Origin of the sequence: Shewanella sp. JNE2, assembly GCF_023159115.1 — a bacterium.
Taxonomy (GTDB): Bacteria; Pseudomonadota; Gammaproteobacteria; order Enterobacterales; family Shewanellaceae; genus Shewanella; species Shewanella putrefaciens.
In genome coordinates this window covers 321,568-336,234 of the sequence record NZ_CP096169.1, presented here as the reverse complement: position 1 = coordinate 336,234, position 14,667 = coordinate 321,568, and the positions used below count along the sequence as shown (strand labels likewise).

General features: G+C 45.7%; 16 protein-coding genes. 1 reads left to right on the top strand and 15 read right to left on the bottom strand.

Annotated features, from left to right (window positions below):
* Nucleotide 1: 1 nt before the first annotated feature.
* From MZ182_RS01615 to MZ182_RS01555, 14 genes are all read right to left on the bottom strand, one after another.
* Complete coding sequence (locus tag MZ182_RS01615; protein ID WP_248069013.1) at nucleotides 2-439, bottom strand: tetratricopeptide repeat protein; 438 nt, start codon at nucleotides 437-439, stop codon at nucleotides 2-4.
* 2 nt (nucleotides 440-441) lie between these two features.
* Nucleotides 442-1,659: a type II secretion system F family protein gene (locus MZ182_RS01610; RefSeq protein WP_248069065.1), complete on the bottom strand. Its 1,218-nt coding sequence runs from the start codon at nucleotides 1,657-1,659 to the stop codon at nucleotides 442-444.
* Between the two features lie 5 nt (nucleotides 1,660-1,664).
* Nucleotides 1,665-2,519: a type II secretion system F family protein gene (locus MZ182_RS01605; protein WP_248069010.1), complete on the bottom strand. Its 855-nt coding sequence runs from the start codon at nucleotides 2,517-2,519 to the stop codon at nucleotides 1,665-1,667.
* A complete protein-coding gene (locus MZ182_RS01600; protein WP_248069007.1) occupies nucleotides 2,516-4,234 on the bottom strand; it encodes an ATPase, T2SS/T4P/T4SS family in 1,719 nt (572 codons plus the stop codon). The genes MZ182_RS01605 and MZ182_RS01600 overlap by 4 nt, the downstream gene beginning before the upstream one ends.
* A gap of 8 nt (nucleotides 4,235-4,242) precedes the next feature.
* Entirely contained in the window at nucleotides 4,243-5,547 is a 1,305-nt protein-coding gene (locus tag MZ182_RS01595) for a type II and III secretion system protein family protein (protein ID WP_248069004.1), read from the bottom strand.
* 11 nt (nucleotides 5,548-5,558) lie between these two features.
* The gene (gene cpaB / locus MZ182_RS01590) at nucleotides 5,559-6,491 is read right to left on the bottom strand and encodes a Flp pilus assembly protein CpaB (RefSeq protein WP_248069001.1); all 933 of its coding nucleotides are present in this window, start codon (nucleotides 6,489-6,491) and stop codon (nucleotides 5,559-5,561) included.
* A gap of 11 nt (nucleotides 6,492-6,502) precedes the next feature.
* Nucleotides 6,503-6,754 (bottom strand): hypothetical protein, encoded by a 252-nt coding sequence (locus MZ182_RS01585; RefSeq protein WP_248068998.1) that lies wholly within the window; start codon nucleotides 6,752-6,754, stop codon nucleotides 6,503-6,505.
* The gene (locus tag MZ182_RS01580) at nucleotides 6,754-7,395 is read right to left on the bottom strand and encodes a hypothetical protein (protein ID WP_248068995.1); all 642 of its coding nucleotides are present in this window, start codon (nucleotides 7,393-7,395) and stop codon (nucleotides 6,754-6,756) included. Before MZ182_RS01580 ends, MZ182_RS01585 begins: the two co-directional genes overlap by 1 nt.
* A gap of 14 nt (nucleotides 7,396-7,409) precedes the next feature.
* The gene (locus MZ182_RS01575; protein ID WP_248068992.1) at nucleotides 7,410-8,309 is read right to left on the bottom strand and encodes a hypothetical protein; all 900 of its coding nucleotides are present in this window, start codon (nucleotides 8,307-8,309) and stop codon (nucleotides 7,410-7,412) included.
* Nucleotides 8,306-9,946 (bottom strand): TadE/TadG family type IV pilus assembly protein, encoded by a 1,641-nt coding sequence (locus MZ182_RS01570; protein WP_248068989.1) that lies wholly within the window; start codon nucleotides 9,944-9,946, stop codon nucleotides 8,306-8,308. The genes MZ182_RS01575 and MZ182_RS01570 overlap by 4 nt, the downstream gene beginning before the upstream one ends.
* 148 nt (nucleotides 9,947-10,094) lie before the next feature.
* Nucleotides 10,095-10,658 carry a hypothetical protein gene (locus tag MZ182_RS01565; RefSeq protein WP_248114737.1) on the bottom strand — a complete coding sequence of 188 codons (564 nt, stop codon included), beginning with the start codon at nucleotides 10,656-10,658 and terminating at the stop codon, nucleotides 10,095-10,097.
* A 48-nt stretch (nucleotides 10,659-10,706) separates the two neighbouring features.
* On the bottom strand, nucleotides 10,707-11,294 hold the full coding sequence (locus MZ182_RS01560; protein WP_248114736.1) for a hypothetical protein: 588 nt from the start codon (nucleotides 11,292-11,294) through the stop codon (nucleotides 10,707-10,709).
* 266 nt (nucleotides 11,295-11,560) lie between these two features.
* Nucleotides 11,561-11,629, bottom strand: coding sequence for a hypothetical protein (locus MZ182_RS21405; RefSeq protein WP_411028082.1), 69 nt, complete (start codon nucleotides 11,627-11,629; stop codon nucleotides 11,561-11,563).
* Between the two features lie 10 nt (nucleotides 11,630-11,639).
* A complete protein-coding gene (locus MZ182_RS01555) occupies nucleotides 11,640-11,993 on the bottom strand; it encodes a hypothetical protein (protein WP_248069585.1) in 354 nt (117 codons plus the stop codon).
* 152 nt (nucleotides 11,994-12,145) lie between these two features.
* On the opposite strand from MZ182_RS01555, the gene MZ182_RS01550 reads away from it, so the two are divergent.
* Entirely contained in the window at nucleotides 12,146-13,591 is a 1,446-nt protein-coding gene (locus MZ182_RS01550; protein ID WP_248069583.1) for an OmpA family protein, read from the top strand.
* A gap of 116 nt (nucleotides 13,592-13,707) precedes the next feature.
* Here MZ182_RS01550 and MZ182_RS01545 read toward each other — a convergent pair whose 3' ends face one another.
* The gene (locus tag MZ182_RS01545; protein ID WP_011787702.1) at nucleotides 13,708-14,421 is read right to left on the bottom strand and encodes a MarC family NAAT transporter; all 714 of its coding nucleotides are present in this window, start codon (nucleotides 14,419-14,421) and stop codon (nucleotides 13,708-13,710) included.
* Nucleotides 14,422-14,667 lie beyond the last annotated feature (246 nt).

Genomic DNA, 14,667 nt, shown 5'->3' with positions numbered 1-14,667 from the left:
GTTAGCTCCCCTTAGATACCTGATTAAGGGAATGAGTCAATTGCTTGATTTGCTGTAACTCGGCAGTTTCAGGAGCGAGAATTTGCTCCGCCTGTTGCAAAATTTGTCTCGATTGATTGAGTTTAACCACGGCAAGGTTAAACCAAGCCTTTCCATCCTGACTATCGAGAACAAGCACCTTTTCATAGCAGCGAATTGAGGCTTCATAGCGCCCTTGACGAGCATAGATATTACCTAGTTTAAACCAGGACTCTTTATATTCAGGATTAGTCTGTGTCAGCTGTAAATACAAGGTTTCTGCGTCAGCCAGTCTACCCTCAATGTAAGCTTGCTCAGCGACGTTAAACCTTTCACTAAAAGAAAAGTCAACTTGTGACTGGGGTGCTGCACTGCAAGCCGTTAAAATGACGCATAAGATTATCGCTTTGATTAAATTCATTTTTATCTCAATTCCAATTGTTGTCCGAGAATGAGTCCAAGACGACTGACACTACCTGGTGCCAATTCCAATGTATATTTAGCACTCAAACAATACGCCAACCGCCAAGGTGCCAAATCGGGCACCACTTTACAGATTTTCATTTGCGCATCCAAAAACACAATATCCAGCGCATACCTCATCCCAAACATATGAATACAGCGACATTCCGTAAATAAGTATCCTTCATCGGCTTGCAATAAAGGTTTTGCCAGCAATCCTCTGGCACGCTGCCAAAAGGTCTGTGGCAGAAATACGTAATTCAAGAGTGAACGGTCCTCCAGATACAATGCTTTTAGTTGCATTCCCCCCCCCTTGGAAAACAGCGCGAATAACTGTGTGGCAATGGGGAAAAACAGCACGATAAAGGTCGTCGGAAAAATAAACAGTACTAAAGGTCCCACCAACTTCACTGGCGCCTGCATCGCCAGCTTTTCAGCTCGTTGGAAGCGCTCGGTTCGACGCTGTTCAGATTGTATCCTTAAAGTTTCTCCTACGCTGGAGCCACTTTTTTCAGCATGTGAAAGCGACGATACCAAACTTCGGATCTCACGAATATCGATGCGCTCACTCATATTTCGCAGCGCCTCAATTTTTCCAACGCCAGCTTTGATGTCTCTGAGCACCTTTTGAAATTCATGATTCAGGGGACCTGGAGGCCCCTTTTCAACCGCCTGCATAAGTGCACTATTCAGGTTCATCCCCGCTTCAACCGCCATGGTGATAAAGTCGAGGTACACAGGCAACAGACGGACAATCTCTTTTTCGACCTTTTTTTTCCTGTCGTTGAGATTGATTTCGGGAAAGATAAAGCCAAATAGTGAAAATGCTAGAGGCACTATACCCGCAGGTTTACCAAGCATCAGAAAGCACAACCACGATAAGAATATAAATATAAATGCAGACAATAATTTAAGAGCAAAGAACTGTTGAGCAGTCATTAAATAAGCCAGGCCAGCTCGTCGCAGTTTAATCTTGCTTCTCTCAATATATTCCACCGAGAGCAAGTCACCAAAATAGTGGGATAAAAAGTTAATAGCCGGCCAGCAAAGCCTCATTAACGGCGGTAAGGGATCCATATACTGTCGATCGGCCTTTTTAACAAAACTGACAATTCGACCAAAGGCAATGAAGCCGATAAAAATGGCAATGCTGACGCCTAATGAAATAATGAAAGTCATCACAATTACACATCTATATTGACGATTTTTCGAATAAAGAAAAATCCGATAATCTCAAGTATCACAACGATGGAAATAACCACCCAGCCGTACCATTCCGTCCACAACAGTGACATCTGCTCCGGCTCCATTTGATAAAGCACTAAGCCGAGTAGTATTGGCAATCCTGTCATCACATATCCCTGAGCACGCCCCTGGGCTGTGAGCGCATCAATCTTACCTTCCATTTCCAATTTTCGACGTAAGGTATCAGCCATACGCTCAAGAGTTTCAGCGAGGTTGCCACCGATTTCACGGGAAATTTTCATCCCAGAAATAACCAAGTTTAGATCCATCAAGGGGATGCGTTTATAAAGATTATCCAGTGCTTCGTTAAAGCTCACACCAACACGCACTTCCCGCAGGAACAAGTCAAATTCCTGTTTAATAGGATCGCTCGACTCGACAATCACAGACTCCAGTGCCTGGTTCAGGCTGGCGCCAGAACGCATGGCCGTTGAGGTTCCCTGCAACATGTCAGGTAATTGGCTGATAAACGCTTTCTGGCGCCGCTTTCGCAACCACGAAAAAATCACAGTTGGCGAAGCCCCTACCAAAATCCCAATTAGAGCGGCGGGGATCAAATTACCAGTTAAGAAAAATATGAAGACGAAAAACAATACCACTGCCGCCAAGTTCAGCATAAACAGCTTTTCTGGCTCTATGGTCAAAAATAGATCCGACAGCTTAATCTTGGCCTGAGCGGTAAAATTACGACGATAACTTATAGCGGCGCTGGACACTACACGCACCGAAAACCAAGCAAACACCCCTGCCGATAACGAGAATAATGCTGCAACCAGCGCAATTTCATAGCTCATATGACCAACTCCTTGACCTTAGCGTCCGAAGAAAAGATATCCATATCCACCTCTAGTCCACGTTTCGCAAGCTCTTCATAAAACTGAGGCACTATGCCAGTGGAGACAAACTCTCCTTTTACCTTACCATTGTCTCCGTAACCGTTTTGCTGAAATCGGAATATTTCACCGAGCTGGATACGATTGCCTTCGACCCCTGTAACTTCACAGATACTGATAATTTTGCGCGAACCACAGGCAAAACGAGTTTGCTGCACAATCAAGTGCACAGCTGATGAGATTTGCTCTCGAATGGCCAGCATCGGCAGTTCCACCCCCGCCATCATCACCATCACTTCCAAACGTGAAATACAGTCTCTGGGACTGTTCGCATGCGCGGTACTGAGTGACCCATCATGACCAGTGTTCATCGCCTGCAACATGTCCAACGCCTCCCCACCACGGCATTCCCCAACCACAATCCTGTCAGGGCGCATACGCAGGCAGTTTTTCACCAACTCCCTAATGGACACTTCTCCTTTTCCTTCTTGGTTTGATGGTCTTGCCTCGAGGGAAATCAGGTTGTTCTGTGTCAATTTGAGCTCCGCGGCATCCTCTACGGTGATGACCCGCTCGTGCACCGGAATAAAGTTGGACAGCACATTCAACAGGGTGGTTTTACCTGAGCCGGTACCACCGGAAATAATGATATTTTGCTTGTGCTTCACCGCCATTTCCAAAAAGTGCACCATGGCAGGACTTAGGGTGTTAAAATTCACCAAATGCTGAGCGGTGAGTCGCTCCTTCATAAACTTACGAATGGTGATACAGGGGCCTTTCAGCGCTATGGGGGGGATCACCGCATTTACCCGTGAACCATCTTTCAATCGGGCATCCACAGTGGGTGAGCTTTCATCTATACGCCGTCCAAGCGGTGTCACAATTCGCTCAATCGCTGCCAACACAGAGCGATCATCGGTAAAGGTCACGTCTGATTTGGTAATGCGTCCTGCTTTCTCATAGAAGATTTCGTCGGCTGCGTTCACCATTATTTCACTGACGTCCTCCATCGCCAGCAAAGACTCCAGCGGACCAAGGCCAACCGCTTCGTTGAGCACCTGCTCAGTCACTCTTTGCCTGTCAAGTTTGGCAGGGAAATCTTCCATTTGCGCAACAATGCCGCCGATCATGGCGTTGGTGAAAGTACGTAGTTCCTCATCCGTCATGGTGTTAACATTGATGCGGCGTAAATCCATTTGCTTCAGCAGCTCCTGATGGATTTTACCTCGCCACTCTCTAACCAGTAACGAATGACCGTTGTCAGCATGGGCCACTTCTTCAGGCTGATCTTTATTAGATACCGTTTTTTCCTGCGGCTGTGGTGCAGTAACTGGCTCCACTGTTTTTGCAATCGGCACAGCGTCAGCAACCATTTTTAGCTTGGTGTGATTTTTGGCGCTGATCTGATAGGAATGCAGCTCTATCAGATCTTCAGGCTGCAGCGGGCCATAGCTGTCCACCGCAATGCCATTTACCCTGAGACCACTTCTTGGGCTGAGTTCACTAACAAAAAGCCCCTGTTCGGAACGGAAAAAACGAATGTGTTCTTTAGTTATCCGCCAGCCATGCAACTGCACAAAACAGGCTTCATCTTTACCTAAAATACAACTTTCTTCCTGACAAATTTGATCCGCAACACGGGTGCCTTTATTGGTCTGAACATGGATTTGAAACATAAGCCCTCCTAGTCAAGCAACCAATCTGATGCTGGCACATCGATTTCGGCGCTTTCCATTTCAACCAAATTCCGTTGAATCTCATCAGGAAGCGGTGTATCGACTTTTGCCACTGTAGGGGTAACGAGAATAATAAGTTCGCTACGTCCTTCCTTAAAATTCCTCGATGTGAAAAGCTCCCCCAAAATAGGAATATCACCGAGTAGTGGCAACTTCTCGTAGCTGCGACTGTCCTCAACCCTGATAAGTCCAGAGATCACCAAAGTCTCTCCGGCCTTCATATTCACAACTGACTCGGTATTCCGCGTTAATAATCCAGGAACCCCTTGCACCACAGTAGCAAAATCAATAGAACTCATTTCAGCCCTAACTCTAGAGATTATATTGCCCTGCTCATCAATGACTGGCTCAATATCGAGCTGAATACCATAATCCTGCATTTCAACCACGGGCTGACCAAATTCGTTGAGTACTGCTAGAGGATAGGAACCACCGGACTGGAAACTTGCTTTTTCCCCACTGCGAGTACTGAGGGACGGCTCTGCCAATATACGTGCAGTTCCCTGCTCTTTCAGCAGATTAATGATGGAGTTAATACCAGTCGCTATACCGCCATAACCATGGGCTTTAGAAGAAGAAATAGGTATTTTGCCGTCAAAAAGTTCAAGAAGCTTATTACCCTCGGAACCATAAACGTAATAATCGTTAGGTTTAAAATTGGTTACTAAGGCCAAAGAAGGGCCACTGATAGCATTGTCCCAATTTATACCGAACTGCAGGCCGTCATTTTTGTTTATTTCAAGCACCTTGACCTGCATTTTGACCATATCTTTGATTTCAATCTGTTCAGCTCTAACCATCGAGAGAACTCCGGGAAACTTACCCAAGGCCCCTTGAAAGAGTTCAGCATCTTCAGGCCGAATTTTTCCCTCAGCCAGAATAAACCCGCTCTCATGACGGAAAGTGACATGCTCGAAACTGCGGAAAATAGAGCGAAGCTCACTCAGTGTTTTACTCGCCTGCTGTGGCAACACATCCACTGTGACGGTCAGTTTACGCTCACCAGCTTTCCAAACATGTAACTCTGTTGAGCCTGGCGTTTTTGGAATGAGCAGTAACTCACCGTTGTTCATCACACTGGTACCTAGTACTGCATCCATTCCCACAGCGATACGCTTGACTTCTCCTACCTGAATACTTTTGACCTGCCCCATATAGAGCTCAATATATTGCTTTGCAGGTGCCGCCGATGCCGAATGTGCCAATATCAAACCGCAAAGAAACATCATCAAATTTACGCGCTTAAAAAACATATCCTTGTCACCTAATTCTTCACTGCCTGAGAGGTAGCGCTATATTTTAAAAGACTGAGTTCACCGACTTTTAGACTTGGGTTTGCAATAGATATGGTAACCGGCTTAAGGCTACCATCTGATGCACTAGATAAGGTATAGAGTTGATACTGACCTGTGGTGCTGGCTTCCGTTGCTAGCTGTTTGCTGTCAAATCGCATTTTGGAGAGCCTTTGTCCGTCCGTGCGATTTCGCAACATGAAGGCAATCTCTCCAACCTCCTTCGCCAATATAAGCTTTGCTGCATCCTGATATTTCACCCCGACGGTGATCGACGAGTATTCAAGGGAACCTTTACCTACGCCATGAAGAACGAAGTCCTGCGTAGGAGATACCAAAGAAATGTCATCCACGGCTAGAATTCTAACGCTTTGTAACAATGGCTGAATTTGAGTTATCTTGTCACTGCCTGCGGCCTCAGATTCGTCTTCTGTTACCAGCATAAGATCAACAATATCGCCCGGTAATGTCATCCCAGAAACTGAGTTGATTTCGTCAATTTGCAATGTCACTGCGCGCTCGCCTTCACTGAGCAAGTCAGAAAAGCTTTCAATCCCCAATCCCGACACATAATGGGTCAGTAACGGTTCTCCAGGTGACATATCGTGTTTAACTACCTGGCCGTTGTAGTAATCAAAATCCCCCGGTGCAACCGCAGAAGCCGATGTAAAAGCTGCTGGCATATCAGCCACCGCCATATTGTCCGAACTGATGATTTCACCCATCTGTATCGACCGCGATGCCACCACCACAGAAACAGTATCGGCCTCCTCCTGAATAATTTGGTTCTTTAATATTTCTTCTTTGTTTTTTAGATAGTTATTTGACAGCCAGAACGCGGCTATTGCAACAAGCACTGCAATAGTCAGCATTAACCAACTGCTTTTAGATTTTTGGAAAGACACAAGTGACTCCTTTACTTGTTAAAGCTTTCTAATTCCGTTTTCGCTTTAGGGGCTGGATTAACTTTTGGTGACGCCTTGACTGACGTCACCTGAAATTGACTTAACGTTTGCGCATAGATGTAGCCAGAATGCTCCTGCTTCACTGCATCAATCAGCATATTGGCTATCGATTTGTTGTCTTTGTAAGGCATAAAGAAAATCGTCACTAACACCACAATGCCCAGTGCATATTCCGTTACGCCAAATCCACGCTGCCTTTTCATTAGTTGTCTATCCTTATCGCCTGAATGAAGGTTTGACCATCTCTGTAGGTCATAGCCAAATTTAGAGTGCTGTTGTCCTTAGCAAAAAGTAGGGCCTCACCTTCTGAAGAAGCTGATTCTCCATGTTGCAATACCCAGCCTTGCCCGGTTAAGGCCGACTTGTAAAACACCATGTTCGACGTCACTGACATCTTGTTGACCAGTAATAAATGCCGTGATTCACGCAGTCCATCGTAAGCCTTGATATCGTTGGCAACCTTGGTATTACGTGCTATGGGAAAGCCTTCTCCCAAGTTTTTCAGCTGATTTTTCTCCATAGATGGCAAGTTGGAAATGGCCAGAGTACCGGAGATACGCAGCTCATCCAGTTGTTGGAACTGCACCGTATAAAGTAATCCATCTTTGAGGTGGGAATAGATAATCCAGTCGCCAAAGGTCGACTCCCTGATCTCACCCCGCCAGGCATCCTGATAAAACCAATAAATCTCCTCGGGAGATTTATTGGTGTCAAAACCGGTAATAGACATATCTACGCCATTAAAAACCAGATCGTCAGCAACCACCTGCAACTTAAAAAACTTGGGAATGGGAAATTGCACGCTTTCCTGCGCCTGAGTACCAAAGGCAATCAGCAAGGCCAACACTATACTCCGCATCATCTTCTCCTGTGCCCCAACTCATGTAATTTGGCTTTTAAGCGGCTTTCACAAATCTGGGGAGTGCTCACCCGGCCTTTTCGATCGTAGGTTCCCAGTCTTACGCAGGGGACCGCATCCGGCTCAATCTTGGCCAAATCCAGCCACTCCAGCTCCTCGGCAATGGGTAATACAGACAAGAGTTTCATCAGTTTCTCCAGCCCCAGCTTCTCGGCGAATGCGCCAATGGGCACGAGATACTTAAGCTCACGTTTCGCTGCGGCAGGCCCACCAATCATCCAGCCTTCGGTAAGCAAGGCCCCCTGGCGAGTCATCGCTAGGCTCTTATCGCCAAGCTCAGGAAACCACTTAAAACTGCGTAACTTGCTGCTGACATTGACCTGGTAGAAGCCTTTGTTACTGAGCTCCATATCTGGTGCGATGGAGAGCACCTTGCCAACCGCGGTCGATACATCGGAAAAGTCACCGGGAAGCTCTGACTCGCTGGTTTGGCTGCTGTGATAAAAACCGGCTTTGTTTTTATCTTCTTCAAATAAGGTCACCCACTTACGCGTGGTCTGATCTTTTACCTGCAGCACGGGGTTTAACGTTTCCTGCACCTTATTGGTATTTTGACTCAGATAAATGGCTGCATTTCTATCGGCAAACACGCGATTGCGGATCTCATTGCTGATTTGAACATCAGTTTTAACCGGCGTGTCCGAATTGCGGTTCTTGGGTTTGCTTTGGAAATACGCCACCCGTTCCCAGATGGCATAACGTGCCGCCTGTTCCGTCATTTGACGGTTTTCCATATGCTTGAACACCATGGGCAGCAGCAACGCCAATGGCATCAGTACAAAACCACCAATCACAATAAATTCGGCTAGTACGCCGCCACGTTGTTTCAGGGACTTCATGAAATAACCCCCGAACCAATCAGCATCTTGATAAGGTTGTCATCACTCTTTTGTAAGCGGGTCTGCCAGAATGGGTTATACAGATTGCCGAACTCTCTGAGTTTGTCCTGTCTGGACCATTTGATCATCCAGGGCTTATTACTGCGGGACTTTACTTCGTCGGGTCTGGAGAAAATAGGGACCGCCGACGCCAAGGCAAATAATTGCTGACCAGGCATGCCGCCCTTTTCTTCAATTTTGTATTTATCCGATCTGTCTGCCTTGGTATTCCTGCCATCCAGCGTCTTACGGGTTGGCATTTTCGATTCGTCTTTTTTCAGCAGCACAGTAAACTCAGGGCCAATATCGGTTTTGGTGTCGGCCTTGAAGTCCAGGAAAGTTCTCAGGCCCTCTGTTTTGCGGAGGTTGTATTCAACATCAGCCTTGTTTTCACCCTGATGCTTGGTAGGGCGATAAACCCCATTCGCGGCGCTGTTATTGCGCCAGGCATTAGCCCAAGCTTGACGATTGTTGTCGTTATTGTAGTTAACGGCCTTCCATTCATCGTTATGTGGAAAGGTTTTCTCTGCAACGCCCCTGCGATCTCTATAGGTGTATCTGTCACTGCTCAGATCCTGATCCAGCGCATGGGCTGCGCCCCAGCCCAATGGCGAAAACTCCCGGGTTCTGGTCTTATGGCAGAAAGTCCCACTGCGATATTTGTGCCAAAAACTGAATGTATCCAGTGAGGTCCAGCTCCACTGATACCCGCGGTTTTTCTTGATCAGAGTAAAATCGGTACCACCATACTTTTCCGCCCAAATTCTTCCGGTAATAGGACCATCACATCCGATTGGCACAGGAATACGCGGCCCCACCTCATAGCCACGATTCGCCATCATGCGATCGCGGGAGTCGTTTACCACGTTGCCAAACTCCGCAACCCGCTGAGCAGTCAAAGATTCATTGCGGATCTGCCGACGCCCGAAGTAATGGGTTGAACCGCGATAGGCCTGAATGAACTTGCCAAAGTTGTATGCGTTGACCAAAGGGCTGGCCTGAACATCAGGATCGTTAAGCTTAACGGCCTCCTCATACAAACTGGCTCCAGAAAACAACGTCGCGTCATGGTTAACGCGCTGCAGCCCTGCGAGCAAGTTAATTAGCTTATCTTGGGCAAAGATAAAGGGGCCACTGCCAGTCTTAATGGCATTTCTCAGCACAGTGGTACCTTTGTGCATGACTTCGGTCAGCTTTTCTATGATAGGTCCGACGTAGGGAATCCATTGGATCCAGTCACCGATGGTTTCAAGATTTCCGGTGAATTCGTGGATCATATTCGTCCATGACGCGAGCGCTACGACCTGGCCGATGGCAATTTGATTGGCAACCATTGCTCTATTGGTTATGGCGATAACATTCATATCGCGGGTAATCATGGTGGCGGTGCTGTAGGCAACGTTGTCGGCCGTGTTCTGTAATCGCACCCGCTCGGTCGCGACCACACCTGAGTCATACAAAGAAAATACCGCCAAACCAATTGCGGCAAATATCGCCAGAAAAAGGACGCTGGCGTATCCTGCCTGCCGGTGAGGGAATCGACTTAAATTAGCTTTTGCAGCGGCTCTGTATAACAGGTAGCGGTAGAACACTTGCATGGCTCAATCCTTGACCGTGGTTTCTGTCCTTCGAGTGGCGCACGCCGTGAACTCTTCCGATATTGAGAGCATGGAAAAGCCGACGGCGATGCTTGAATGCTCAGCCTTTATTCACATTAAATTTGTTGCTAGGGTGTGGGGACGCCTGCTATTGATACTCAGCCTTCCATAAAGTCAAAGGTTCGGCAGAGCACCATTGCCAGAATTTCTTCTTAACCAAGTCACTTGCCGCGGCAGCATCCCGCCCCTCAAACAAGCGCCAATTTGCCTCGGCAAACTTCACGGCATGTTGTTTTAAGTGACCTGTAACCCTTTCTAAATCAGCCCCCTCCAACAGAACATCCCGGTAGAGCTCCCACGGTACTTGTGCATTGGGATCCAGTTGCTGGTTTCTGAAGAACCCCTCTGTGTAAACGCTGGCCGAACTGCCTGCCGACACACACTCGTCCCAACGTTGGCAGCGAAAGAAATACTCGTCCTCCGCCTCAGTCGTTCCTGTTAGCTCTCGATAGGGGCAAGCTCGTTCCCAAGCCTTATCGATATTGGTTTCGGCTATACCTTTGCGCGCCAGTTCAATCTCATAAGGCTTAGGAAACATCTCCAATAACAAGTCATAGCCGGATTTTTCCTCCGCAATGGAAATAGAGGCGGCGCTGAGCAGCGAGACACAAAGTAAAATTTTTGCTTGAAATAACCTTATTCTAAATCGCATTTTTACACCTAAGTCACTGTTGATAAGAATTTGAAATACATACTAATCCTAATCATCTAGTTTACTTTTCCAAATAGACAAAGGTTCGACCGCGCACCATTGCCAGAATTGCTTTTTAACGAGTTTGTCGGCTTCGCTAGCACTGCGCCCTTCAAACAATCGCCAGTTTTTTTCAGCAAATTTCAAGGCATGGTTATACGAATGTCCCGAACCGCCACCAAATTCTGCATCATTCTTGGCCAAGTCTTCGCCATCGTCTTTCCACTGCTGAGGAATTTTCTCCCCCGTTTTATGGTGCTTGAAAAAACCTTCAGTAAACTGACTCGCTGAAGCTCCCATCGTCTTACAGTCTTGCCAGCGGCGACAACGGAGATGAATTTCGTCTAAGTCAATATCGCCCGAATCGTCAAAGAGCAAGCGAGAACTGTTATATGGGCATGGCCGCTCCCAAGCATTCTCTATGCTTGTTTCTGCTACGCCTTTACGAGCAAATTCAACCTCATGGGGTTTAGGTGCATTAGCAAGGATGTTTTGCACCGTTAGCACTTTTTCTTCCGCTATAGAAGTAGGTGTAGCGCCGAGCAGCGATACACAAAATAAAAGGTTCATGCTAAAAGGAAATAAGCGAAATGACATCTTTACAGTGCTTCGTTTAAAGAAGTTATTGTGTGGATTAGCCAAAAAAAGGATAAGGCCATCACCTGATAGCCTTTGCCCCATGTGCCGTTGTTATTAACGAATACTCGTCTTCGAAGCGGTTTAATAATTTTACGCTTAAACATAGTTTCACTCCTTGAATCATAAAAAGAATTCCATGGTTATTACTAAAACAATGTAACGATGATTAAATCACTCAGAAAGATAAAAATAAATTAAGCTATAAACTCTAAAAAAGTAATTATTTAGTATGACGACATTAGTTGAATTCGTCCCTTTAGATTGCTTTTGTGATAGATATTTTGGAGATGCATTTTCACTGTGTTAAGTGAAACATTCAATGCTTTGGCAATCTATTGCTGATAAATGTGAGACTAAAGAACTATTTCTGACAACTTGCTCATGAAATCCAGCTCTTAGCAATGTAATTTCTATTTGAGTATCGTGATGATTGACGACAGCGACATAAACTGTTGATTTTTCATGTCGCAATACCAATGCGGGAGATATTTTTTGTGTCCAGTCGACAAAAATAACTCGATTAATATATTGTTGTTCATTGTTTGATAGTGCCTTTCGTAAACACAATCCATTCGTAAAATAAATTTTTTTCAACTCTGGTAACAAGTCAAAACCTTCTCCCTCCAGACGAATACCATTTCGTATATTCATATTCATACGTACATTCTCATATATCCATATATATCACTCGGGAAAAACATTACTCTAGTTAAACAAACTCTGAGTATGACATTTCAATTTTTTTATTGTACGATCCTTCGCCTAATTAATAAGCTAAAGTAAAACCTCCCCACTGAAAAGGATTTTTTATGGGACAAAATACATTATTGAGTGCTGTACTATTAACCACCACTGCCTTTGGTGCCAACGCAGAACAGTTGTTCACTCCTTTCTCGGATGCTAAATCTCCTGAAGAAAAACGCATCCACTTTACGCCCTTTGATATTATCACCGCAGTAAATGACAATAAGTTGACTCTTTTGACTGTCTCTGGACAGTTGACTCGGCAAAGCGTTGAACTACCTGAAAGTTATAGCCCTGAGCATGTGATCAATAATTATTTGGCTCAGATGAAAAAGCTCAATGCTGAGGTTTTATTTAATTGCAAGGCTGCATCCTGCGGAGATGGCCAAGCAATGCAGCGTCAACTAAAGCCACTTAGAGAAGTGAATGCCGACTATCACAGTGCTTACGTGGCAGCAAAAATGAAAGGTACAAGTGGTGATGTTTACAGCAGCATCTATGCCGTTAATCGTGAGGGCAGGTACACCTACATACAGGTCGATATTCTTGAGGTAATCCCAGAGCCGCTTGATCTGATTCAGGCAAACAACAGCTTTTTGCAACAGGCGCCAAAGGAGATTGAGATTAAAGACAAACGCAGTGAGGATGCACAAGGATCGGCTGATCATCCTTTGCTGGGTCGCATGCCCGGCAGTTATATCGCTCACTACAAACAAATCAATTTTACGCAGGTGCCTGTGATTGTGGGAATGACCGGAAGCGATTACCAAACCAAGCCACTAGCTGCCAAGCTCACCCAAATCAGTTATCGCATGCCAGAGAGCTATTCTCTATTTGAAATCAACAGCAATTATGCCGCAGCGGCACAAAAACTGGCCGCAGAACGAATATTCCATTGTAAAGGTACCGCCTGTGGTGACGATGACAGCCTGATAAAAGCCATGGGCTTATTTAAAGATGATCAAGATGATGAGGGGCAAGAGTACCAGCTGTTTCAACTCAGCCATCCGCAGGGCGATGTATATTTCGATATCTATTCACAGGGATATTCCAATGGTACACCGACTGACACTACTGTTAGAGTAATGGAACTCTCGGCACTGAAGGATGATCGGGTGGCGATTAATCTCGATGCGTTAACCGATGCTATCTCGCAAACAGGTAAGGCGACGTTGGAGGGCTTGCTGTTCGATTACGACAGTGAGCGCATGCTGCCCGAGTCCAAGCCAGTATTAGAGGTGCTAGCAACTTATCTTAAGCAAAATCCTGCTCTGAGTTTTTATGTGGTCGGTCATACCGATGATAAGGGCGAGCGGAGTTACAATCAAAGCCTGTCAGAACGCCGTGCTGCTGCCGTGATTAAACAACTGAATGAAACGTTTAACATTCCATCCGTCCAATTAACAGCCCATGGCAACGGTGAATACAGCCCAGTCGCGAGTAATGCTAACGACACGGGGCAGCGTTTGAATCGCCGAGTCGAGCTGGTGCTTAGATCTGACAAAAAATAGTCAATAACCTGAACTAGTGTAAGCAAAGTTGAGCTAATGGCTCTCCCCGTGATCGGAGCTTTCGAATAAGAGAAACTCCATCACTCAGGAGAGTAAGGCGGCTGCTATAGCAGATCTCAAATAGCAAGTGGCTGGGGAGAAATTAATGACGTAGGGCTATCTCCCATTTCAAGTGCTGTCTTTTGGATTAGTGGCGTATGGAAAACCGGATCCTGTGCCACTTCTTTTATGCCGTTAATACAAAATTGCATTCCCATACACACCAATAGAAACCCCATAATCCGCGTCATAGCATCAATACCCGTAGCACCGAGGATTTTACAAACGGGATCTGCCAGCTTAAGTACGCCCCAACTGATCAGGCTCATCAAAGCAAAAGCCGTCACCATAGCGCTATAAATCGTAAAACGGCTGTATTCATCGGGCAGCTCAGCAATTTGGGCTGCACCACTAATCACCAACGCCATAGTGCCAGGCCCACACATACTTGGCATCGTCAGCGGCACAAAAGCAATACTTTCATTAATATCGACATTATTAGCCTGTGCTGGCGTAGGAAATAGCATTCTAAAACCAATAAAGCCGATAATCAGCCCACCCGCTAATCGTAAACCAGGGATTGAAATACCAAATAGCTCTAAGATTGAAGAGCCAATAAAAAAGCAAACACAAAGAGTGCAAAATAGGTAGATAGCAGCCAAGTTAACCTGATGCCGAACATGTTCGCGAGACATCCCCTTACTCAGCCCCAAAAGTAGAGTGGCCGTAGTAGGCGGATTAACCATCGGTAATAATGCTAATAAAGCAAGAACCACGACTTGGAAATACATCCTGCACCTCGTATGAGAAATGATAAATAAAACTTATCTAACCAAGACTAATTTTATGTGTAACAGATGAAAACTCAAAATATCTGTATTTTTATGTATCGATACAAAACAAAGCGGTTAGGCAACCAATTTAAAAGAGCATAACCTTTACCCTCCTGCACTTTTATCGCGTTACGTCCTAAGATTGCCTTACGCTTATTCTCTGTTAATATATGTATAAATTCACAGTGATTGAGTGCTAACGAC